The following is a 24,955-nucleotide window of genomic DNA, read 5'->3' as shown; positions in this document are numbered from 1 at the left end:
TCCCATCGCTCCTGAGGTTCTCATGTAGGTGAAAACTAACTATCTTTCCTAACCAATAATGCTTCCGTTCGCCGACGCATCCTTCCGGACGTTAACATGACAACTGTTCGCATAATCAGGTTAGCCAGTATGATTAGCAGCGACATGGCTGCCGCCTGAGCAATATCACCTGAGTCCTCCATGTTAACAATCGCCACGGCAGCAGGTTTCAAGTCTGGCGCATACAAAAAGATGATTGCCGACACCGTCACCATACTGTTGATAAAATAATACATACAAATCTCCAAAATACACGGCAATGACATGGGCACCGTTACCCTGACAAGAGTCTTATACCAGGGTACATTCATCGTTTCTGATGCGGCCTCGAACTCGCTATCCAGCTTTTTTAGCGCCGAGGTCATCGTTAAAAATGAAACTGAATAAAAATGTACAATATTACATATAATCATGATCCATATGGTCCCATACAGCCCATGCAAGGGTTGGTTCGGATTATTAAAGAAGAATACATAGATGAGACCTAGTACCAGTCCCGGCAATGCAAGCGGCAGCATGGACAGAAAATAAGCGCTATTTCGCAATATTGCATAACCGCGAGATTTTTCAATGAGATAGGCAAATAGGAAGGTTACTACACTGCCAATCAGCGCAACACCAGTCGAAATGATCAAACTGTTCACAAACGGTCCCGCTCCGTCAAGAAAACCATCATAATGGGACAAAGAGAGCTGTAAGTTATAAGGCCATACTTTCACTATTGATCCATAGAGAGCCACAAGAATAATGCTTAGAATGGCAGCTGATACAACCGAACAAAGCATGAATAAAAGGACGTCGCGCAGCTTGTTTGCTTCAATTCGATATGGCATTGATTTTGCGCTAAGCCACCCGCTCTGTTTCCGCTGTGAAATTCGGTCTATGACAAACGAAATCACGGCCGGAATCAACAACAGTACACCGACGGCAGCCCCCATTTGCATATTCTGTTGACCAATCACTTGCTTGAACAAATCGGTTGCAAGAACATTGTATTGTCCTCCTACAACCTTAGGTGCTCCAAAGTCTGTAAATGTCAAGACAAAACAAACAAAAACCGTGCTAATGAGCGCAAACTTGGTACCTGGTACAGTTACCGTCCAAAAAGTACGCCATTTTGACGCACCCAGCGTCTCTGCTGCTTCATATAACCGATAATCCGAACTCGCAAAAGCAACCGAGAGGATGAGAAATGCTTGCGGAAAGGTATATAAAATTTCGGAAAGAACAATCCCGGTCTGCCCGTAAAGCTCAATTCGAAATTCAGGCAGCAGACCGAAAAACCCCGTTGAAATAAGTCCTTGATTCCCAAACAAATAGATTAATGCTAATCCGTGCAGCATCGAAGGAGCAAAAAGCGGAAGCAGAGCTACGGAACGAAAGAACCATTTCCCTCGGATGCCGCTTCTCTCAAGCGCATAAGCAAATCCGAATCCGAGCGTCACAGCGACTATGGTCGTAATCAATGAAACTTTAATTGAATTCCATAATGAAGCTACAAGCGTCGGTGTAGAGAAATATTTGGCAAAATTAGCGAGTCCGACAAAATTTCCTTCTTGATTGCTAACGGCTTTGATCAAGAGTTCACCAAGCGGCATTAGAATCGTAAAAATTAAGGCGATTGTCATTAATAAAATAAAACTGTTTTTACTCCATTCGTTAACATTCGGTCGTATTCGTTTTAACCAAGTATCCATGCCATTCACCTCCTCACCCAACTGCAATATCAGATACCGTATCAAACCTGATAACGTGTTCAGGCAGCAAGTTAAATGTTATCTTATGATTTAGTCTGATGTTAAAAGTCACCATAGCTTGCGTTGGCAGATCAACGGTAAGAAATTGCATAAGCGGGAAATCCTGATGATCCAATAATTCTAGAACCATGCGATAGTGTGTCCCTCGATATTCAATTTCCCGTACGATTCCATGTCTGCCTTTCTCATGATCTTCCCGAACCAATTGAACATGCTCTGGACGGATAGCCAGTATAGGGTTTCCTTGTTTCCTATTATCCGTTTCGATAAAGCTGACCGCTCCAATAAAATCGGCAACAAAAGGGCTATTCGGACGTTCATAGACTTCATTCGGGGTGCCGATTTGAACGATTCGCGATTGGTTCATAACGACAATGCGATCAGCCATCGTTAAAGCTTCCTCCTGATCGTGCGTCACCATAATTGTCGTCATGCCGAATTGTTTATGCAGGCGGCAAATTTCACGCCGCAGCTTGACACGAACCTTTGCATCAAGAGCGGATAATGGCTCATCCAGCAACAAACAATCCGGTGAAAATGCGAGCGCTCGCGCAAGAGCTACCCGCTGCTGTTGGCCCCCCGATAATTGTGAGGGTACTTTATGGCGCTGTTCCACTAATTCCACTAATCCTAGCAGCTCGTCCACGCGATCTGCGATTTGAGACTTGGTTAATCGATTGCGAAGTCCGTACGCAATATTCTCGGAAACCGATAGATTAGGAAATAGAGCATACGATTGAAACATCATGCCGAAGTTCCGTTTGCCAGCCGGTACAGAGGTGATATCTTTTCCCCCAATGGTCAAATGGCCCCTATCCGCTTTTTCCAAACCCGCAAGGATGCGCAGCAATGTTGTTTTCCCGCATCCGCTTGGCCCTAACAGACAGATGAATTCATGTTGATGAATATCTAAATTTATATCCTGCAGCGCAGTTTGCTTCCCAAAGTGCTTGGAAAGGTTGTGCACCGATAAATATCCTTGTTTCATGACACGTGCCCCTTTATTACGAATTTACCCAAACCAAATCTTAAAGTGGGCAGGATGCCGAACATCGGCATCCCGCTGTAATCCACCATCTACTTTTTTGGCTCCGATTTGGAATCGTATTTTTGTGACCATTCACCTAACACTGATTCACGGTCTCTAGCAGCTTGGTACAAATCCAGCTTGGTTAATTGCGATACCGGATCTTTACTGTAGCCATCAGGAATTTTATTGGCTTCTTGTTTAATACTTAAGATAGCGTAGTTTTTATTGTATTCCTTCATCGGCTCAGCGCTAATCGCCCAATCCAAGAACAACTTCGCTTCCGGCTTAATGTCTTTCTTTTTCACTAATGCATTTGCTTCCATATCCCAACCTGATCCTTCCTTCGGGAAAATGACTTCAATCGGGGACCCTTTTTTCTTCTCCAGGATGCCGCTGTATCCATATGAGATACCGATCGGAGCTTCTCCTGAAGCTGCCATTTTCGCCGGTTTGGATCCAGAATGGGTATACACCATCATGTTTTCATGCAGCTTGTCCATAAAAGTCCACGCTTTATCTTTGCCGTACAGTTGCATAAGTGCATTAACGGTTAAGTATCCCGTACCCGAGGATGCAGGATTTGGCATAGCGATTAATCCTTTGTATTCCGGTTTAGCCAGATCCTCGTAAGATTGGGGAATGGCCAGGTGCCGCTTTTCCATCTCCACCTTGTTGACTATGATAGCAGTCTCCCAGATGTCAATTCCGACCCATTTGGGAACGCTCGATTTATCTTTAAATTCAGGGAGCACCTGATCGACACCTTTGGGGGCATAAGGTTCCAACATTTTTTGATCATCCATAACAAGCAAGCTTGTTGCTGCCAATCCCCAAATGACGTCGGCTTGAGGATTTTCTTTCTCTGCAATTAGCTTGGCTGTCATGATCCCTGTCGAATCACGAACAATGTTCACTTTAATCGTAGGATTCTGAGACTTAAATGAAGTAAGATAGGTTTTAATTTGTTCTTCTTCCATTGCGGAATATACGGTGATTTCTGCTGGTTTGTTAGCTGAAGCTGTTGTTACCGGGCTCGGTTGGCTGCTGTTTTGAGCTGTACTTACCGGCTTTGCTGTGCCGCATCCTGCCAATAAACCTGTAATAAGTAACATAGACGCAAGTGATTTCAAATTCGTTTTCATTGTTAGTCCCCTTTTCCCGTCATCAAAGTTTTGAGAATCTAAAAAATTCATTTTTTTTTGAATCATTTAGATTTTGTTGCTAATCATTTCCGAATAATTAATTCGTACAATTTTTATTGTACACTTAGAATGACTTTTTCGTGTCAACCGAACGTAAACTCGACATTAAGATTATGTAAAAGCACAAATTCAAATTCATTTTCCTCTTCTATCTCAAGTGTTTTTGCTATAATATATGTAATTCAAACAAAATCTATTGAATCTATCAGTCGATCAGGAATAAGGAAGTGAATATTCTAATGTCCCAAAAAGAAGAAAATCACGCATCAGAACAAAGGGGACGCATCAGACAAGACATCATTGATGCTATTGCAGAAACGATGGATTTGTACGGAGCAACTCATTCATCCGGTCAATTGTACGGGATTATGTTCTTTGAGAATCGGCCGATGACTCTCGATGAGATGAAAATTCGAATGAATATGAGTAAAAGTAACATGAGCTATGCGGTTAGATCATTGGTAGAATCCCAAATGGTGAAAAAGCTAGAAGAAAAACAGGAGCGAAAAGAACTGTATGCTGCAGAGGTCGATTTCTTCCTTGCGTTTCAAAATTTCTTCACACACAAGCTCCAGCGTGAAATCAATGTAATGACAGAAGCCATTGATAAAGCTCTTCCTGAATTGACAGAAATGATTCTTGACGAACATATAACAGACCAGGAACGTCATCTTGCACTTCAAGATTTATATAAACTTCGGCATGGGCAAACCTACTACGAATGGCTTCAGCAGTTTGTCGATGCCCTGAAGCGTGGGGAATATTTTAAGTGAAATCCAAATAAGCAAAATGAAAAGGATTGCTTCAACATGAAGCAATCCTTAGTTTATAATCCCTTTCTTCGTAATTTCTACCTGAATCTTAGGAACAAAATGTACTTTTTGATAGTTGCTCCCCCAGTCTTCCTTTTGCTGCTTCCAAATATCCGGATGGTACGCTCTGAGTTTTCTGCCGATACCTAGTCCATCACAGCGGGCATCTTGCATTTTTTTTATCGTTTCGTTTATCAAGAGATTCATCTCTTTAGAAAGGAACTGGTTTAATTGAGCAACCACATCTTTATCATCTAAGTGACTTTTCGGATATTCTACGATACTCACCTTCCATTTTAAATCCAGCATAACCGTAATTTGCTCGCCTGATTGAGTCAGTATTTTCATATTCCGCTTCGATTTATTCACATTAAATGTTAAAAAATCATAACCATTTTGATGACCTTTACTTATTTTTCGGGTGAATCTCGCCACTTTCCCCTTGTCGTCATTCAACAATAAATACATGATAGACTCATCCGTGCTCAGAATCCCTGTAAATTGACGCTTATGAAACATGGCGATTTGCGAAACGTCCACTCTTTTCCCATTTTTCATGAGGTATGGAAGAACAAAGTCTTCTCCAGGGTCCATGATCACAGGGTAAATCGTTTCTATGGTCACTTTGGGAACGTTTGTAGTCAGTTCTTTGCTCTTTATTAATTCGTCAATTTCTTCTGCAATTAAGACGTTCCCTACTTTTTTAAGGGAAAGTAAGTCTGACGCCTTCCCTTGCACCACTCCGATCCTCGCATTTAAAGCGCTCTTGGGATCACGGTAAATATTATCAAGGATCGGATAAATATCTTGCTTTGCTTGTTCCTCTCCAATGAGAATAATCCTATTTCTGTAACCTCGAAGAAACCGTGAGATCTTATCATCTATTTTATCACGCCCTTCTAGTATCGTATTACTGTCCGTATAAATAATATCGTTTTTGGGACTCTGTTGTTCGCTTCCAGCCATATCCCGTATGACAAAGGTGGATAGAAGCTTTCCATTCGGTGCGAGATCAAAACCTGCTCCGTAAATCAAACGAGCATTTTTTAACAGATCTTGATCCCAACACCCGGTCATCAATAAGAGGATAATAACAACCGCGATTGAGAAAAAGTACTTTTTCATCCGACTTACACTCTCCTTGTTCTTGTAAGATACGAGAAGATGAGCAGGATCACAGGAAGCCCAATCACCAGTATATAATGAGAAATCTTAATGATTCGATCGAAAAGGTCGGAGATCGATGGATCCTGAGCAATCATAGCCAGGATAAAGATAATGACCGCGGCATAGGGGACTGCCTTTTTATGCTCATCCCGGTGAAAGAATCGCCCCAATCCAGTTGTTGCCATATATAACCAAGAGACAATGGCAGTGCTGACAACAAAAACCCATAAAGATAAAAAGATTAAATCGATCCGTTGAATGAGCTGGAATGAGAATCCTTTCAGCATATAGATGAGAGGTTCCGAAATCGCGGGCATGACCGACGGACTGAAAATGACTAAACTAGTAAACACCTCAAATGCGTAAAAAAGGGTAATCACCAGATTCCCTAAAGATGCTGCCTTTAATTTCTCGCCGCTTTTCCCTTCTACAAAAGGATAAATCACCAAAATCACTTCATACCCGACTAAAGGAAACAACGCCTCGTTCGCAGCTTTGAAGATTTTCCCCCATCCCGCTTCTGTTATAGGAAATATATAGTCGAGATTCATATTGACATAACCCATCAAGGATAGTAGTACCATTACAATGATCGTCAACGAAGAAATGACAAACAGTCTGGCTATCACTCGGAGATTTTCCTTAACCAAATATATACAGGTGAGGAGGGTTAGAATTAATAATGCCCATCTTGGCGTACTTTGGAGAACCCATTTTCCTATCACATCGGCAAATACGGCTAAAACCATTCCCGCTGAGAACAGAAAATAACCAATATAAACAAGTCCAAGCAGATTCCCAAAAAATTTGCCAACGATTTTAGGTAAGAAGCTGAATATCGTATCGGAAGGAAACCGTCTGCAAAGAGCCCATAGAATCAATATAATCACTTGTACGGCCAGCCCGGCGATTAATGTTGAAATCCACCCGCCTCCCTTGGCTATAGCCTGCATTCGATGAGGAAGAGATAAAATTCCGACCCCCACTTGTGACTGGATGACAAAAAACATGAACTGTCCCTGAGTAATTCTACTCTTTTCCGGAATCATCATAGTCCCACCCCCTTACATTTTTTTCCTGGTTTAACTTTTTGGGATGCGGGTCATGAGGCCGCTGATTCAAATTCCAGATTGGAAAGCGTGTTAGTGCATCCTTCATATCTTTGATTCGAAACGGCATAACAGGCGCAAAATAGGCTGTACCAAAGCTTTCTAATTTACATAAGTGGATTAAGATGAATAGAAGGCCAAACGTGATACCGATTAAACCGAACATCGCGGCCAAGATCATGAGCGGGAAGCCGAGAATGCGAGTAGCCGTACTTATTTCGCTTGACGGGGCCACAAACGACGCAATAGCGGTTAAGGCAACAACGATTACCATGGGATAGGAAACCAATCCAGCCCGCACAACCGAATCACCGATGACCAAGCCGCCAACGATACTAACGGTTTGACCGACTCGGCTAGGCAAACGAATTGCTGCTTCACGCAGTACCTCTAAAGCAATCTGCATAAAAAGCGCCTCCACGATAGGTGGAAATGGTACTCTATCAATACTGCTTTTTACGGTATAAATCATATTAGAAGGAAGAATTTCAGGATGGAAGCCAATAATCGCAATATATAAAGCAGGTCCTAGAGATGCAACGATAAAGCTCACCAAACGAATCAATCGAATGAACGATCCGACAATCCACCTGTTATGATAATCATCCGGGCTTTGATAAAAGGCAAAGAAAGTCACCGGCAAAATGAGCGCGGACGGATCTCCATCCGATAAAATAACAACGCGGCCTTCCATGAGATGGGCTACCGCCCGATCCGGTCTTTCCGTAAATAAGATTTGCGGAAAGAGAGAAAAGGAATTATCTTCAATCCATTCGGCAATGAATCCAGGTGCGATCACAGTGTCCATCTCAATGGAACCGAGTCTGTGATCCACTTCTTGGACCAGATCCTGATTCGCCAGATCTTGCATATAAAGCAGAGCCAATTTTGTTTTGGTTGCCTTTCCGACCTTGTAATAACGAACGACCAGGTTCGTATTTTCAACGCGCTTTCGAACCAAATAAAGATTCGTGATGAGGTTCTCTATGAAGCCATCATGAGCGCCTCGAACGACACCTTCGTTCACTGGCTCTGAAATACTCCGTTTATTAACTGCTGTTACATCGAAAATAAGAGCTTCTACGACACCTTCAAAAAACAAAACGCAATTCCCTTGAACTAAGGCCTGAGACACCTCATTTAGATCCGTTTTTTTCGTAATGTCTATCGAAGCAATGAGTTCATCCAAGGTCCCTTCTTTTTTCGCTTCTATGTACTCAATGATTTCTTTTTGAATTCTCTGCGGGTCAGACAAGGACTCCAGAAAGATCATATGACCCTCTAATTGATTAAACCTAATGCTCCGCCACTTCAAATCACTCGAATGAAACAACTGGTTTTGAATGTAGTCCATATTTTTTTGCAAAGAAGGAAAAACTTTCGTTTCCATGAATGGTCTTTTTTTTTCACTATCCTTCGAAATCAATTTTCTTAAAAGATTCTTCATCCTACTCCACCCACACTCAAACCAATTTTCATTAATTTACCCAGTATAATCAACATTATCCAACAGGGACGGGGTTTAGGGTTTAGGATGGAGCAATTGCTATGGAAAAGAAATTCATGGAAATCTCAGCTGTAACATGCTGTTCATTCGCCGTTCATTTTCACTTCCTATACTCAGGATATTACGAAGGAGGGAATCAAAAATGTATTTAGCTATTCGAGAAATGAGGTTTGCTAAGGCTCGGTATTCGTTAATCGCTACAATTATGGTGCTTGTTTCATTTCTTGTTCTATTTGTCACTGGTCTTGCACAGGGGCTTGCCTATGATAACGCGGCTTCGGTTAAGAATATGGCTGCAACTCATTTTGTCTTGGAACAGGATTCTAATCACCGCTTCACTAGGTCTCAGGTCGATCTGAATCAGCTTGAAAAGGCCAGCTTAATAGTAGGGAAAGAGAATGCGGAGCCGCTTGGTGTGAAAATGACTACGGTTATTCCATCTGATGGTACAGAGAAGATTGATGTTACACTGCTCGCAGTTAATAACAATGGCTGGCTGGCGCCAACAATAACAGAAGGTTCCCCCCTCTCGGATCAGATAAAAGGACATGTTCTCGTTGATCAAAAGCTGTCTGATTCTGGAGTCAAAATAGGTACAATCATTGTAGATCAAGCTTCGGGAACAAAATGGACTGTAGATGGATTTGTGAAGAACGAGTCATTCAGCCATACACCGGCTGTTTTTCTAAATAAACAGGACTGGCTCAATCTTCAGGCACGGACACTTACTCTTCAAGGGACTAAATCAGCAGATAGTCAAGTTTACAATGCGATTGCCATTAAAGACTCGAGTGAGAAAGTAAAGGATCTTCAGGCCGCGCTGCCCAATACAGAGGTTATAACGAAGTCTGAGGCAGTGTCGGCAATACCTGGTTATAAAGAAGAGCAAGGCTCTCTTATGATGATGATTGTATTCTTGTTTGTTATTTCTGCCTTTGTACTCGCCGTATTCTTTTATGTCATTACGATTCAGAAAACCAGTCAATTTGGTATTTTGAAAGCCATTGGTACACGTACTGCCTATTTAGCCAGGAGTGTGACGATGCAGGTCTTGTTCTTATCGGTCGGTAGTTTGGTCATTAGCGTCCTGCTGGTACAATTGTTTGAGGCTGTATTGCCAAGTTCAATGCCATTTCAATTAGGTTTTTCCACTTTGGCACTTACTTGCTTGTCCTTTGTAGCAATGTCTCTGGCCGGTTCGCTATTTTCAGTGTGGAAAGTTGCCAAAATTGACGCTTTAGATGCGATTGGGAGGACAGCAGCATGAGAAACAGACTTGTGTTACAAGAGATTACGCGGACTTTTGAGGATGGCGGTTTCGAAAGAACGATTTTGGATAAGCTAAATCTCGAGGTGGGCGAAGGTGAACTGGTCGCGGTAATGGGACCCTCTGGCTCGGGAAAGAGTACATTTCTGTCCATAGCAGGAGCACTTCTTGAACCGACAAGTGGGGATGTTCTACTCGATGGAGAATCGATCACCGGCAAAGACAAACAAGAACTTTCTGAAATGCGACTTCGAAAAATCGGATTTATTTTTCAAAGCGCCAACTTGATTCCATACTTAAAAGTGGAAGAACAGCTGATGGTCGTAGCCAAGCTTGCCGGAATGGACAAGGAGAAGTCAGCCAAACGAGCAAAAGAGTTACTCGATAAGATGGGATTACCTCATCGTCGAACGGCATATCCTGAGAAGCTTTCCGGGGGAGAACGTCAGCGGGTCGCTATCGCAAGAGCCTTAATGAATGACCCGGCTGTCCTATTCGCTGATGAACCAACAGCAAGCTTAGATGCGTCACGAGGGCACGATGTAGTAAGCATGATCGCGAAGCAAGTAAAGGATCAGCGAAAGAGCGCGGTTATGGTAACGCATGATGACCGAGTGCTGCCTCTATGTGATCGAGTGCTTTTCCTAGAGAATGGGAAACTTATTAATAAATAAGGCAAGCCTCCAAATTCACTTTAACGTGGTTTGGAGGCTCTTTTAATTGGGATACATTAGATTAAAATACTTAGATAACTACTTCATCACTCTAAAATCAATTTGGCGATTGCCGCAAGATCGATAATATCAACCTTGTTGTCATGGTTATAATCAGCCAGTTGATATTGATTCCAGTCCGAATCGGAAGATTTCTTTCCATAGGCTGCCGCTACTCTGGCCAAGTCTCCTATGCTGATACGACCATCTCCGTTCAAGTCTCCCGGAATGTTGATTACAACCAGCGCATCGAATGTCAGTACTGCTGCATTCAATGCTGTTAAGGCTTGATCAACTTGCTGTTGGGTTGCTGTAGGGTTGCTGTCTACGGATAATGCCGCGTTGATCACATTCTGCAGAACCGCTTTCGAGCCGACAGGATATTGACCGATATTCGTTCCTTCTAACGCAGCATCGTGTTTAGACTGGGCGGAATTAATCGCTGCACGTAATGTCGTTTTATCGACTAATACATTAACCAGCACGTCACGGGAAGCCCCGTTTACTTGCAATTCGCCACCCAAGCTATTCGCGATAACAACACTATTCACGGACACTGTTGTATTCGTATCTTGGGTCACTGATTTGGCAGTGAAGGAGAATTTCAAAGAGTCGTCATTGGGATGGGTTGCTTGATCTGCCCCTTGGCTGGCAGCCAGGATTCGCACACGACCTGGCGCTACTTCTTTTTGCGATACGACCCCAAATCCAGGCTTCGTAGATGTGATCGAAATCAGGTCAAACTTTGCTGGATCATAATTGAGTGTAAGATCTTGTGCATAGATGCTCTGATACGCGCTATCCGTCACATTGCTCAGTCCAAACATTAGATCAAACGACTGACCTGAAATAATTGTATCGGCGCCACTCAAATGGGCAGTTGGAGCCGAAGCCTGGCGATTCACGGTCAAGGTATAAGTTTTTGTCGTCGAGTCTTGTGCCGTTACCATTACGCTAATCGTGTTGCTGCCTACATTCAGGTCGATCGGTCCGCTTGCCTGACCGCTGGTCGCCTGTTGTCCGCTTACCTTTACCGTCGACGAACTGTCGTAGACCGATGCCGTTACGGTAATACTGCTCACATCGCCCGCCACATCCGCCGTGTACGATGTCGTCTCCGCTGCGAATGCAGGATTCAACTGGCCGCTCGACAGGCTCAACCCTTTCAGGTCTGCATTGTTAGACGGCTGGCTGATCGGTGATGTAAGTATCATATCAATGATAGATATATCCCCCATTGGTACATTAACATTCGGGCGTGATACGTCAATATATCCCGTTTTACTTGCCGTTACGGTATAGCCAGAACCTGACGGTATGTTTGTGATGGTATAGGTTCCGTCAACTGCAGTAATGGCTGAACCAAGTACGGAACTGGTTCCAGATACGGTGACGGTTGAGCCGGAAACCGGCGTGCTACTGCTATCTACAACCTTGCCTCTAATGCTCCCTGGTGCCGTATACTCCACCACCGGCAAGTATTGTGAAATGCTATTTTCCTTAGTTGCAAACGTACTATCTGAAGAACCGCCTCTCAGGAGTGCATTTGATACTTTTATTGATATGTTTTTATCCTGAGTAGCAAGAGCTTTCTGTGCAATAGCCGTCACATCAATGACCAACGCCGTGTTAAACATAAGCATGATAGGACTTGCATTCAATTTGGTTCCTATTACCGAAGGCTTGTTGCTCCAGGTTAGGGTAGACTCGCCCCAAGTATTCTGAACTTGCTCAATATTCACCCCAGGCGATGTTGAACCAATTCCTGTTGGATATAACTTAATCTTTGCACTGGTCATATTTGCCGGTATACTGCTCAAGTTAAATTTGTAGAAGGCCTCACGGGTATAGCCATCTGCATCCCACTTAACCGTAGCATTTGGATCAGCTCCATAGTTCGTGGTTGCTGACCCACCGTCACGTACAAATGCATCCGCTGCTGCAACGATTGAAATCGCATTCGTTGATGTAGCGCTGACTAATGTGCTCCAATCCGTTGTCTCTGCAGCATTCTTTGCCCTTACCCTGTAGGTATGCGTAGAATTTACAGCCAGCCCGGAATGAATGTAAGGGGAGATAGCAGGTGTTACTACTTGGCCATCTATTTCCAGATCATATCCGGTTGCTAAATCCGTCTCATTCCAGCTTAAACTTATCTGGGATGGGCTAAGAGCAGTTGCTTTTAATCCCTTAGGCACAGCCAAAGGAGGTGCTGTGGTTACAACGTCAATCGCAAAGTCATCCATGACGAAGTCAATCATCCCCCCTGCGTTCTTAACGAACGAAACGTAGGTATCATCGTAATTTCCAGTCAAAAATGTCTTTGTATACGTTGAATATACAGTATCGCTGACAGATGAAGGAATTGGCACATCGGACAAAGTCGTTGCACCATTGTTTCCTTTAACCGCGACACTATAGGTTCCACCATTATTTGAACCGAGTAAATAATTAAAGCTCAACTTATACATCGTATTCGGCTGCAGCTTTACGGTATATGGCACTGTCCTCAAATACTCTCCTGTTTCCGGATTATCCGTAGTCATTCTCGTCTTCAATGAGTATTTGCCATTGATCGTATCAGTCGTATAACCGCTATGCGTCTCAGATCTGTGAACACGCCCATCCTGCTTCGTTTGTACAAAAGGTCCAAAGCCTTCGTCCTTGCTCTCGAAATCTTCAAAGAAATAATGATTTCCAAATGGTGTCGTATCCATTTCAACAACACGCGTATCATCGAAATTTAAGTATGAAGAAGACGTCCCTGGATTTGCCTTGATGTAAATAAGTGCGCTCGTTTGATTGGCGGGTACAGTAAACTCCAGCTTGATTCTCTGCATGTTATTGCGCAAATACTTTAATGAGGTATAAAGCTGGTTTAGAAATGGCGATTTATCCATGTTGTTCATAACTTCAGGTCCACCATAGTTTTTAACGCCAAGTGTTCCAGTCCTTCCATTAACCTCCATCCATGTAGACAACTGATAAGTCTTGCCCGGTGTCAGTCCTGTAATGGTTTGGCTCAACGTAACATCTGCACCATTGTTGCCATTTACACTCAGATAAGTTTCACCTTCGGCGCTGTTCACAATTTTAACTTGGCTTGTGCTTCCGCTGGAAGACTCAGTCGTCCATGATGAAGTGCCAGGTGTTAAGTTGTGGCTGTCAAAACCAGGATCCTTGACATATCCGAATTCTCCCCATTTCATGGTTTGAGCTGCTTGTGCCGTTTTATAAATAACATATGGGGTATTAGCTGCTGCGTTAATCGTTACTTTCCCATTACTTACAGGAAGATCTGCTACAAAAGTTTTGTCTTGATCGGACAACTGGTACAGCTTCACCGAGCTAACTCCCGACCAACTGTTCGGAAGCTCCCAGGTTGTGCTTCCACCGGTAGTGTTATAGTGGTAGATTTTGTTCTCCGTCTGAGGGTCCCAAGGGATGAACACTTTGGCACTTTTATTCGTGATTTGATAAGAAGAAGTATTATAATCGTTTTGATATGTTGCGATCATTTTGTTGTCTTTGTATAGCTCAACTACTGGACTAGGCTCAGGTGTCGTTTCTTTGACAAATACATTGCCAGTGAAATCGATTCGGTCTGGTGCCCACTTCATTATGTCAAAGTTCTGCATGTACTTCATCAGCAGATTCTGAGTGTAGAATATATTCATTTGGGCGGTCAAGTTTTGATTATTACCTTGGTCATCGTTACCGTCCGGTCCGTATCCCATAGAGCCCGCATGCCTTGATTTCAAAAGCATGTAGTTGAATCCGAAGGAATCTGCAACGCCATTTTTCATAAATCTTAACACTTGGCTTTTAATCTGAGGAACATGATTCCACACAGCGAAATCTTCAAGTCCACCCATAAACTCTGTGCCGACAGCCCAGCCGTTTTTGTTCAATTCGGTTCCGAGCTTCCACTCCGGATATCCTTGAGTATGATACACATCGACATAAACCCACTTCAAATTAGGAACGTTAGCTTTAAGCTCGGCTAATCTGCCGGCCAAACCGTCCGCCCCAAAGTTAGTGGCATCAGCATATTGATCAATTAGCCACGCCTTGTCTAGTGAATCCCAACCGCCGGCAAGTGGATTTCTCAGAATTTTATCACTAAAGTACTGGGCTTCCGGATAAGCTTCGGTATGATTGATATGCACACCTACGCTTGTATTATATTTAGCAGCCTCATCAACTAAAATGTTAAACTCTGACAGTCCACCCGCTCTCTTATTGATATTGATCCCATAATCGGGGTGGTTTGAATCATGTCCTTCGGCCTGATGTCCTTTGTACTCCAAGAACTGTCCGAAGCCGTCAGTGAACAGCGATATCTTCTTAACCATATCCAGTGTCCGAAGGAATGGCCACTGGGCAAGACTTCCACGGGAATACGCGATATGAACAAAGCTCTTTTTAATTTGGTCTGCACCATATGGGATTTTCATGATGGATCTGTAAGCTATCGCTCCATCCTGCCAGTCTACAGTACCGTCATTATTAGCATCGGGTGTAATGGCGATCTTGCAGTAAGGAAATTCAATAACTTCAGACGGTACTTCCCTATAGGTCCAAATATTGTTCCATGCTGCCATTCTCTTGTAACCGGCAGATATTGATTTAGTCTGGTAGAAGTATCTGGCTTCGTTCTTGTTATCTTGAATCTTGGCTGTTGTGGTCGTCTTCGTCGTATCTGTAGGATTAAATACGTTATTATACATAGTTGCTGCAAGTTTATCGGTATTCAAGATAAGATACGACTTTGCCACCGGACTTGCGTCAACCGTTTTACTAGCTAAGACGTTTCTTTCTTCTACAGAGTTATCCGAATAAACGATGGAGCCCTTGATATCAACTCCTGTTTCTACGGCATTGGTCTGAGTATCCCGGATGGAAATAAGGTTTTGGTTGGGAATGTCAAAGGTCATGACTTTCGTGGAGCCGCTTTCGACAATATCGCTTACCTTGAATTCGACGATGTTATCAGTAACCTTGAAATACATCTTCATGGTTACCCCTATACTTGAAATGCTCATTGTATAGGTAATCGTATCCGGTGCGGTTATAGAGCTGGTTATCGTCGGCGTGTAAAGTGTACCGTTGATTTTAACCTGACTCAGCGTGTCTTCGTTTCCGTAAAATACTGCACCATTAGATGCTCCTGCCCCCAACCATTGGTATTGGATAATTCTAGGAAAAGCATCGTCCACTGTCACGCTTAAATTCGTTGACTGAATGTTTGTCTGATTGGCTGCAAGAACTGTCGTCTCTCCAAAAAACGATAGATTACCGACTGAGAAAAACTGCGCCAAAAAAAACAGAAGCGTCAGCATGATCTTAAATTTTCTTCCTAAACTCTTTTGAATTAAATGACTCATATTTGACACAGTAAAACCCTCCATGTTCCTCATTGTTTTAAAACGCTTTCAATATCAATCAATGAAATGGGTCTTCCCTTGTATCTTCTGAAATCGCTAAGATGTCTTATTAAAATCCTCCTTCCAAATAATTGGCTTATGAATATCGGGCAGATGATACGCTTGTCTCAAGTTGCATCACCCGCCATATAGCCCCATATTTATATCCGCGAGAAAACGCTTTCACAATCTGTGACTCGATCATAATTCGTTCTATCCGTTAGAGCAATGCGTAAAAACTTAATAAAATAACACCATTTTTCCATTAACCTTTATTTTTTGAGAATAACACGATCTTGTGATATAGCACTTTTTAGCTGTAAGCACACGAAAAATCCCGCAGTCTCAATGACCGCGGGATATCCATTTATCTTCCTTACGATTATGGCTCACCATTCATTTATACCTTCAAAATTTACCTTTTGGGCTTGTTTAGGTGTAATCCCATATTTTTCTTTGAAAATACGGATAAAATAATGCGCCGAGTTATACCCGATCATCTGTGAAATATCCTGAACCGTATATTTCTTTTCTTTTAATAGCTGTAAGGAATGGCGCAATTTCATATCAGTAACATAATCGGAGAAATTAACGCCCATCGTCACCTTAAATAATTTGCTTAAATAATTCGAGCTGACCCCAACGTGATCGGCAACCATGTCAAGCGAGATTGGATTGCAAATATTCTCCTCAATAAATCGGGCTATATGAAGCGCCATATCTTTATCGATGTTTTGTTTTTTCTGGTTAAGTGTGACCATCGTAACCGCAATGACATCATAGATCCATTCGTGAAACTCATTCACATTCTCAATGCGCTTCAGATATTGTCGGATGTCGTAACCATATAGCTGACTTGAGCTAAGACCAATACTCTTGAGAGCTTTCCGAATGGAGGACACCACGTCCATTAGGATGTGTTTGCAATACTCTATCGTATATTCCCCAGACTGGATTTCGTCTAATACGCTATCGATTGCTTGTTTAAGCCGCTGCTCGTCCGAAGAACGAACATAGCCTTCAATCTCATTTAATACTCTGATCGAGCTGCCGGTATCCTTTAATTTTGAAATTTTTAACTTGTCATATCGTAGAACAGGATCTTGATGTAAAAATCGGTATGGAAGTGCTTCATTTGCTTCAAAATACGAAACCGAGATATTGGCCTTGTTCATTTCATAGCTATTTCCAACTGATAAAGTAAATTTCAAGCCCGAAGTCTCTTCTATTTTATGTACGATATCCTTCATAATCATTAACTCATTCTGCTCTCCGGAGAAATTTACGATACCGGATATGGATTCACCTTCCGTCTTGATCGCATAGATTCGACCATGCTTGGTTGCATGTTCCAGTGACTCTATAAGTTGAACGATAAGGCTCATTTCCTGTTCAAAATCACAATAATCCTTTAAGCGAAGATGCAAAACAAAACAAAACAGCCTTTCCTCATTGAATAAGATCCCGAGTGATTCCTCCTGCTCCGCTATGATGTGTTGGTCAAATTTGCCGCTCAGCAGCTGCAAAATCGTATTCCTTCGTAAAATCGGCTTACTTTGATCCAACTTCTTGTTTAATTGACTGATTTGGTCCGTAAAGAGGTAGAACATACTGCCGATCGGCTTATGCATTCGTACGGTCATTAGATAAGCAATGAATAAGTTGACCAGCAATAAAATACCGCCTACTAAAATTAAGAAATTCCGAATATGATACGATTTCTCGTAATAGATGCTTTTCGGGGTAATTAAGACATATTTCCAAGGACTGTATTGGGATTTCGTATAAGCGACCATCCCGGCTTCTCGATTAATTTGCGTCGAAATGATTCCTTCATCCTCGCTCTTGATACGTTCAATCAAAGCTTCTTCTAAATTGGAAGCCGCGCCTTGCGAAGAAACGGTATCGGAAAGGTAACGTCCATCCGCACTAATAATTACAATCTGCTGACCGCTTGATTTTTGATAGTCATGCACCATGCGATTAATGGCAGATTCGTCGATATTGACGGCTATGATGCCAAGCTTTCCTTCAACCGGCGCAAAATAAGGAAGACTGCGAACATAAGTAACCGCGAATTTGGCGTCATTACCTTCACCTAGCCGAGTGGACATCCAACCTATCGCTTTTTCCGTCTCGGAAAACTGTTTAAACCAGTTTTCTCTACCGTTAAGATTGCAATCCGATATATGATTTCGAATACATACATTCGAGTTTAAGAACAACAAATTGCTTTTCCGATAATACATATCAATGGAATGAATGAATGGGAATCGATTGCGTATTTCATCTATTCTTTTGGAAACTTGCAAAATCTTTATGGTATCGCCGGCGATATCATGCTGCAGCGGATAGGTTAACGCTTCATTGCTTTCGATGTTGGTTAAATAGAGATTGGGGATGTTCACGACTTCCTTTAAAACCCCTGCATCCATGTAATCGCGAAATTGGGTAATCGTGTGCATATTCAATTGATTAACCTGATCATCATAACTGGATTTAAAATATTGAAAATAAATCGCCGATGGAAGCACCATGATAAATATCACCAACATGATGTTAAATGCGAGCAGGCGCAAAAAAACATTCCCTTTCACTTGTAAACGCCTTTTCATTTCATCCCCCCCCACGGTCCTATACTACACTTTACGGTATATTCACATTCTGTCAACGCAAAAAAAGCGAAAGCTTTATAAGATTTCCCCTTCTGGACAGCCGCATGCGTAAAATACGGCCCACTTGTTTGAAGCGGACCGCATTATACTGCACATCTTATTTTCCGATCAGTTTGTTATAAGCGTCGTTCAGCGACTTCTCGACTTCGTCTCCTCCGTTGGCTTTAAAGTCCTTTACAAACTTGTCAAAAGAATCGACACTTTGCTCGCCAGTAATGATTTTAAAATAAGTTTCGATGACCATCTTGCCTAAATCAGAGGACTTTTTGTTAAATGTATCCGTCGCAGGTGCGAATTGGTTTGCATAGCCTTTATAATTAACAACTTTGTCAGCGAACTTGTACGTGAAAGGATTTTGCTTCTGCAGGAATGGATCATAGTTGACTTGAACGTTCATGACTGCTTTTCCTTTTTGCTGCGAATCGCTTTGCTTTTCAGTAGGCGTCAAGTTAATGAACTTGCCGTTATCATCCTTCCAATCCACGCCTTTAATCCCATATAATGTTTGCGTGTAATACTCGTAATCCGTAGTTGCCGCTTCCATCATTTTAAGAACCGTTTCCAATTTCTTCGGTTCCTTGGCAGCCTTGGTTGTAATCCCAATGGCTCCATTGAACGTTCCCCATTGCGTCGTACCCGACTTTCCTTGCGGCCCGACTGGCGGCTTACCGAACACAATCTCTCCATTCGGCTGCGATTTTTTGAATTCTTGATAGGCAGGACCGTACGCATCTCCCGACTTATCGGGATCCAGTTCGTTTCTCCAATGATTATATTGCCCTTTGCCAGTTACCCCGATTCGGTTGTTGTTCAGTGTCTGGGACAAAGACCAGTGACCTGACGTATTCTCGGATGTAATGAACTCAGGATCTATCACTCCGTCTTTATACCACTTTTGCAGCAACGCGAGCGCGTCTTTCATCTCTGGTTGTGTGGCAGCAAATTGAATGTTGCCGTCCTTTTTAGTAAGCATGAGCGCCCGCTTAGGGTCTGCTTTGGCCGCTGCTTTTATATCGTCGATAGGAGGAGCTCCGAACGCGCCCATAACGGCTGGAATTGCGAAATCCGATAATCCGTACGTATCTTTCTTGCCATTCCCATCCGGATCGTTATTGCGCATTTTGTACACAGCATCCTCAAACTCTTTCAGTGTCTCCGGCACTTTGGTGATCCCCAGCTTATCGAGCCAATCCTTGCGCCAGACTACAACAGTCGGGTAACCCTTTATCGTTGCAGGAATACCGTAAATTTTACCGTCGCTTCTCACATAATCCCAGGTCTCGCTGTAGCTTTGGTCTAAATATTTCGCATAAGTCGGAGCATATTTATCAATCAAATCCCTCGGAATCGGTGCCAGAATCCCTTGATTAATATAGTTGAGAAGACTCTGCTGACTGCGCACCTTGAGCACATCCGGCATTTCCCCAGCGCCAAGCTTCACGTTCAGGTTGTCATCCCACTTGTTGGCATCAATGAACCAAAAGTTAAACTTGACGTTGAATTTATCCTGGACAAGTTTGACAAGAGGTGCCGTTGTATCAGGCTGACCGTAAGAATCATAGCCTAAATAGTCTAATGATACCAGTTCCTTGCTCTGTGCGTTGTCTGCAGGCTTTTCGCTCCCTGCTGGCGTTTTACTGGTACAACCCGCAACGACTGCGATCGCGGTTGAAATCACCATTAGCCTTGCTACCCTCTTTTGCCATTTGCTGCTCATTCGTTAACCCCTCCAAATTTTTTTATATGCTAATTCCGAAAAATCGGAGATTAACCTTTAACAGATCCAACTAACGAGCCCTTAATAAAATACTTCTGTAAAAATGGATACACGCAAATGATCGGTATGATCGCGACAAGGAGCGTTGCCATTTTCATTGATTCGGTATTGACCGCAGCCTGCTGGGCATTGGTATCCATCGTTTGCAGCTGCCCCTCCAATAAAATTTTGCGAAGCACTAATTGGAGCACTTGCTTCTTCTGATCTTGTATATAAATCATGGAGTCAAACCAAGCATTCCAATGATAAACCGCAGTGTAAAGACCAACCGTCGCGACGATAGGCAGGGAGAGCGGAATAACGATTTTAAATAAAATCGCAATATCGTTCGCTCCGTCGATTTTAGCAGATTCCTCCAGGCTTTCCGGCAATCCGCTAATAAAATTGCGAACGATGAGCAGCATAAATGCACTGACTGCGCCTGGAAGCACAAGAGCCCAAACCGAGTTCATTAGTCCAATGTTTTTGATAAGAATATAGGAAGGAATCATTCCGCCTGAAAAAAACATCGTCAATACAATGAATCCTGTCCATAGCTTACGATTCGGCAGCGTTTTTTTGGAGAGTGGATAAGCCCCCATGAATGTAAGCAAAACGGTAAGCGTCGTTCCGAGCACTGTACGAAGAAGCGTATTTCCATAAGCCCTCCATACGAGCTGCGTATGAAACACTTCCGAATACCCAGAGAAATCAAATTTCGTCGGAAACAAATGCAGGCCATATTTGCCGATGATTTCAGATGGACTTAAGGAAACGGTAATGACCTGCGCTAACGGTACTAATGTGAAAATACTTAATAGAAGAAGGACCGTATAAATGGTTATTCCTAACACGCGATCCATCAAAGATGCTTTGTATACCATCGTCATACTCCTTTCAGTTCTGATCAAAAGATCGTTTCATCGCTAACTTTACTTGCTAATCGATTTGCCGTGAAAACAAGCACTAACGCAACCACATTCTTGAAGAGACCGACGGCAGCGGCATAGCTGTAATTCATACGAGACAAACCTTCGGTATACGTATACGTTGACAGTACGTCTCCAACTTGCATGACTTTTACATTCAACAGGTTGTAGACTTGTTCGAAATCGTCGTTTATGATCGAGCCTGAGCTCAAGATAAGCATGATTACGATAACCGGAATGAGCGATGGAAGAGTGATATACCAAATCTTTTGGGCTCGCGAAATGCCGTCCATCTCTGCCGCTTCATACATTTCCGTGTTGATTCCGGCAATCGCCGCCAAGTAGATAATCGTCGTAAAGCCTGCCTGTTTCCAGATTTCCGATAATACGAGTATCGGTCGAAACCAATTCGGGTCCGTGATGAAGTAAATCGGTTTCATACCGATAATCATCTCGAGCAAATAATTAACCGGCCCCCGACTAGGGGAAAGAATTTCAATAATAAGTCCTGATAAAACAACCCAAGAAAGAAAATATGGCAGATAGCTGATCGTTTGTACAGCCTTTTTGACAATCGGACTGGTAATTTCGTTTATCATAAGCGCTAATGCGATAGGAACTGGAAACCCAAACAGCAGCTTATAGAAATTAATGATCAGTGTGTTTTTCAATACGGTATAGAAATACGGTTTGTTGAACAATTCTATAAAGTTATCGAACCCTACCCAAGGACTACCTGTTACCCCCTTCAAAAACTTATAATCTTGAAAAGCAATGACCACCCCGTACATCGGTCCATAATGAAAGATTAAATAATAAATGACGACCGGCAATAACATGATGAAAAAATATTTGTGCTCCACATACTGGTTGAGAATCGACTGTTTATTTCTTCTTCGTTTCACATAAGTTGCTTTCGCCTCTAAGGCAACTCCCATTTGATCCACTCCACACGTCTTATTTTTTTAAAAGCGCTTTCATATTCATAACCTGATCATAATTCGATCAATTCGTTTGAGCAATGCATAAAAACTTAATAAAATAACACGATTTTGCTAAAAATCGTATTCACTTGAGAATATAACACGATCTTGTGTTATTGCACTTTTTAGCTGTATGTGTACGGAAAAATCCCGCAGTCACAATGACCGCGGGATTTTCATCATACTTTCGTCAAGACGATGGACCATTTCGCTGAACGGGTGGGAACTAACGACTTTAATGTAATCCTATAAAGAGAATTGCCCCATACGGCTCGCAATCTCTCGTCCTTTAAGACGATGAGTTCCTTGGCAGCAACGACATCACGGCTGTTATAATCCAATCGTATCGCATTGCCCAAATGATCGCTTAACAAGATTGTTCCGACCTCTTCAAGCTGTGGTACGCATGGCGTCATGAGGTGTATTCGGATATCATCGGTCGGATTCTGAAGTCTGAAATCATCCTCGATTACGATCCATGCATCCTTTTGACGAGAGAAACTGCAAGTCCGTCTCCATGATTCAATACCTGCGCTTTCCGGATAGGCGCTCGCAATGTTCATGGAAAGCTGAGCCAGATGATCATCGTCAGCTTGGCTATAATGAACTTCCGTTGCCGCAAATTCGTTGCCTGCTTGTTGCTGGACACCATTTACCATCGGTACATTATGATAGGCAGACTGCATTGTCCAAATTTGGTATCGTTGCGGGCTGAAGGTTTTTGCCGTATACGTTTCGACTCCTATATCGATCAGGAACGGACTGCCGTTGTTATAGACCACAAAATGACCGACATCATTATGATTATGACTTTCGCCGTTATGTCCTCCCTTTGCTGCAAGATACAGTCCTTGACTGGAGCCCGACTTTTCCCTCGCTGCCATGAATTCGATAACGTTCAACCACACATCTCGAACAAAAGGCGGTTGCGTTAATGTCTCTTGCATCTCCTGATTTACAAAAAGAGAAGGGATGGTACGATGCATGGTTAGCCATCCCGAAGAGATCGGTGAATGATGATTTCGGAATGCACTGCATGCAAGATCTTTAAGCTGTTGATCATGAATGCGCTTCCCATACAGATAAACAAGCTGAGCTTCTATTTCTACCCTTGCGCTGCTATCGGCAAAATTCACATAATAGCTGTCATCAATATGGGCTTTATACAAGTAGCTCCCCATTTCCCGTATCAGTGGCTCATTAAACAGGTTGATCCTGCCATCTGAAGCTTGGTATAGCAATTCCAAACAGTCAAACAAAGAGCCACCGGCTCTCCCCCAATAAACTGGACCCTCATCACAGCCTCCGTCACTATGACAATCTTCTATAAAGCGGTCCAAGCACTGAATAACTTTGCCAACCGCCTGAAACCGCCGTTCATTCTCCTGCTCTAACAATAGAAAAACCGAAAGGAGATTTGAATTGATCCATGGATTCCAATTGTTCATCTTTCGATTGGTTTCCAAGCCCATCCACCATAAATCATTGCGTTCTAGAAATGGATCCATGATTCTGCGTTTTAATTCGATCCGAATACGACTGCATATATTTTCACTAACATGATCTAACGAATGCTTTAATAAGTAATGCGTCGTGGCAAGCAAGCTTGCCGTTTCTCCTGCACATAAATCGATAAACGGATCTTCAATATCCGGAAGACGGTCTTTTGCGCTTCGTTTAGAAATCACTTGATGAGGGGGAATGACCCAAGTGGACTCTTCACAAATACACCAGATTCCGTTGATTATCTGATCAAGAAATCGTCCTTTTCCTTCCATGCATTCCGCCAGAACGAGGATTGCAAGCATCCTCTTCCTTTCCCGCTGCTTCTCTTCGTATAACATCACCTGCCCGCTTTTAAAATACTCCAAATAATCTGTCGCCTTTAGACTAGGCCAACAGAAGGCTAACGAATCGTTTCCCTTGGAAATCCACATCTGTCTTAATGATTCTGGAAGTGACTCCCATTGATCTCGATCCTCGAACTTAGGGTAAGGAAAATATTGGTCATGCGGACTAATAAGATTAGATAGCGTACTAGCATAACGATCCATTAACATTTCGTTCAATCATCCTTTCTTCAACTAAGACTCACTTCATCATAGGTGCATCCCCTTCGTTCAACAATCATCAATATGATAAGAAAATATCACGATTTAGCATCAACCAAACATTTTATTGATTAATTCTACTGCAGAAAGGACAGACGAATGATTGGATTCGACCTGTCCTTTTTTTATCATATGCATAACTTTTATCCCGGCAATCGGCAGATGGAAGTGTGTTCAGGAAGCACTTAGAAGCATCGGGATCAAGGGGGCAGTTCAATTAGTTTTAATCGTTGCTCCAAAACCTAGATTTGCCTTATACAACTTCGGACTTACCCCCGTTACCTTCTTAAATACACGACTAAAATGCTCCGAATTAGTATACCCAACCCTCTAGTTCATAGATAGCTCAGCTGCAAGGTCAGTTGCTTCATAGTATACCTCAGTCGCAGTGAACGACCGTCCGTTCTGTTGTTCACATTGCTCAGCACCAGCGAAATTTACAAAATGGTCCTGTTCTTGATCGATTCCTGTT

Annotated in this window: 15 protein-coding genes and 1 pseudogene; 3 read left to right on the top strand and 13 right to left on the bottom strand. The window is 42.7% G+C overall.

Features of this window, described 5'->3' with window-relative positions; translation table 11 throughout:
• Positions 1 to 35: 35 nt before the first annotated feature.
• The 3 genes from J2Z65_RS11225 to J2Z65_RS11215 all read right to left on the bottom strand — a co-directional run bounded on the left by J2Z65_RS11225 (position 36) and on the right by J2Z65_RS11215 (position 3,968).
• Entirely contained in the window at positions 36 to 1,736 is a 1,701-nt protein-coding gene (locus tag J2Z65_RS11225; protein ID WP_167066529.1) for a putative 2-aminoethylphosphonate ABC transporter permease subunit, read from the bottom strand.
• 13 nt (positions 1,737 to 1,749) lie between these two features.
• Complete coding sequence (locus J2Z65_RS11220; RefSeq protein ID WP_167066533.1) at positions 1,750 to 2,784, bottom strand: ABC transporter ATP-binding protein; 1,035 nt, start codon at positions 2,782 to 2,784, stop codon at positions 1,750 to 1,752.
• An 89-nt stretch (positions 2,785 to 2,873) separates the two neighbouring features.
• Entirely contained in the window at positions 2,874 to 3,968 is a 1,095-nt protein-coding gene (locus tag J2Z65_RS11215) for a putative 2-aminoethylphosphonate ABC transporter substrate-binding protein (protein WP_167066536.1), read from the bottom strand.
• Positions 3,969 to 4,267: 299 nt separating this feature from the next.
• Between J2Z65_RS11215 and J2Z65_RS11210 the strand changes: the two genes are divergently transcribed.
• Complete coding sequence (locus J2Z65_RS11210; RefSeq protein ID WP_167066539.1) at positions 4,268 to 4,801, top strand: GbsR/MarR family transcriptional regulator; 534 nt, start codon at positions 4,268 to 4,270, stop codon at positions 4,799 to 4,801.
• Between the two features lie 48 nt (positions 4,802 to 4,849).
• Here the strand turns inward: J2Z65_RS11210 and J2Z65_RS11205 are convergent, their stop codons facing one another.
• From J2Z65_RS11205 to J2Z65_RS11195, 3 genes are read right to left on the bottom strand one after another with little or no spacing between them, the layout of a single operon-like run.
• Entirely contained in the window at positions 4,850 to 5,965 is a 1,116-nt protein-coding gene (locus J2Z65_RS11205) for a Ger(x)C family spore germination protein (RefSeq protein WP_167066542.1), read from the bottom strand.
• A 5-nt stretch (positions 5,966 to 5,970) separates the two neighbouring features.
• Positions 5,971 to 7,059 carry a GerAB/ArcD/ProY family transporter gene (locus J2Z65_RS11200; protein WP_240160000.1) on the bottom strand — a complete coding sequence of 363 codons (1,089 nt, stop codon included), beginning with the start codon at positions 7,057 to 7,059 and terminating at the stop codon, positions 5,971 to 5,973.
• A complete protein-coding gene (locus J2Z65_RS11195) occupies positions 7,037 to 8,539 on the bottom strand; it encodes a spore germination protein (protein ID WP_420850877.1) in 1,503 nt (500 codons plus the stop codon). The genes J2Z65_RS11200 and J2Z65_RS11195 overlap by 23 nt, the downstream gene beginning before the upstream one ends.
• A 226-nt stretch (positions 8,540 to 8,765) precedes the next feature.
• Here J2Z65_RS11195 and J2Z65_RS11190 point away from each other — a divergent pair, with 226 nt between their 5' ends.
• Positions 8,766 to 9,890, top strand: coding sequence for an ABC transporter permease (locus J2Z65_RS11190; RefSeq protein ID WP_167066548.1), 1,125 nt, complete (start codon positions 8,766 to 8,768; stop codon positions 9,888 to 9,890).
• Positions 9,887 to 10,564, top strand: coding sequence for an ABC transporter ATP-binding protein (locus J2Z65_RS11185; protein WP_167066551.1), 678 nt, complete (start codon positions 9,887 to 9,889; stop codon positions 10,562 to 10,564). The genes J2Z65_RS11190 and J2Z65_RS11185 overlap by 4 nt, the downstream gene beginning before the upstream one ends.
• 86 nt (positions 10,565 to 10,650) lie before the next feature.
• On the opposite strand, the gene J2Z65_RS11180 is transcribed toward J2Z65_RS11185, so the two are convergent.
• The 7 genes and pseudogenes from J2Z65_RS11180 to J2Z65_RS11150 form a co-directional block, all read right to left on the bottom strand.
• Positions 10,651 to 15,990 carry an endo-alpha-N-acetylgalactosaminidase family protein gene (locus tag J2Z65_RS11180; protein WP_240160017.1) on the bottom strand — a complete coding sequence of 1,780 codons (5,340 nt, stop codon included), beginning with the start codon at positions 15,988 to 15,990 and terminating at the stop codon, positions 10,651 to 10,653.
• A 428-nt stretch (positions 15,991 to 16,418) separates the two neighbouring features.
• Positions 16,419 to 18,644: an AraC family transcriptional regulator gene (locus J2Z65_RS11175; RefSeq protein ID WP_167066557.1), complete on the bottom strand. Its 2,226-nt coding sequence runs from the start codon at positions 18,642 to 18,644 to the stop codon at positions 16,419 to 16,421.
• A 157-nt stretch (positions 18,645 to 18,801) separates the two neighbouring features.
• Entirely contained in the window at positions 18,802 to 20,421 is a 1,620-nt protein-coding gene (locus tag J2Z65_RS11170; RefSeq protein WP_167066560.1) for a type 2 periplasmic-binding domain-containing protein, read from the bottom strand.
• Between the two features lie 50 nt (positions 20,422 to 20,471).
• The gene (locus J2Z65_RS11165; RefSeq protein ID WP_167066563.1) at positions 20,472 to 21,344 is read right to left on the bottom strand and encodes a carbohydrate ABC transporter permease; all 873 of its coding nucleotides are present in this window, start codon (positions 21,342 to 21,344) and stop codon (positions 20,472 to 20,474) included.
• 23 nt (positions 21,345 to 21,367) lie between these two features.
• Positions 21,368 to 22,327 (bottom strand): ABC transporter permease, encoded by a 960-nt coding sequence (locus tag J2Z65_RS11160; protein WP_167066566.1) that lies wholly within the window; start codon positions 22,325 to 22,327, stop codon positions 21,368 to 21,370.
• 224 nt (positions 22,328 to 22,551) lie between these two features.
• Complete coding sequence (locus J2Z65_RS11155; protein ID WP_167066569.1) at positions 22,552 to 24,432, bottom strand: heparinase II/III domain-containing protein; 1,881 nt, start codon at positions 24,430 to 24,432, stop codon at positions 22,552 to 22,554.
• A gap of 264 nt (positions 24,433 to 24,696) precedes the next feature.
• Positions 24,697 to 24,804, bottom strand: a pseudogene (locus J2Z65_RS11150) (AraC family transcriptional regulator); the annotation flags it as partial.
• Positions 24,805 to 24,955 lie beyond the last annotated feature (151 nt).

The sequence above is a fragment of the Paenibacillus aceris genome (assembly GCF_017874035.1).
Taxonomy (GTDB): domain Bacteria; phylum Bacillota; class Bacilli; order Paenibacillales; family NBRC-103111; genus Paenibacillus_E; species Paenibacillus_E aceris.
This window is presented reverse-complemented; position numbering and strand designations above follow the sequence as displayed.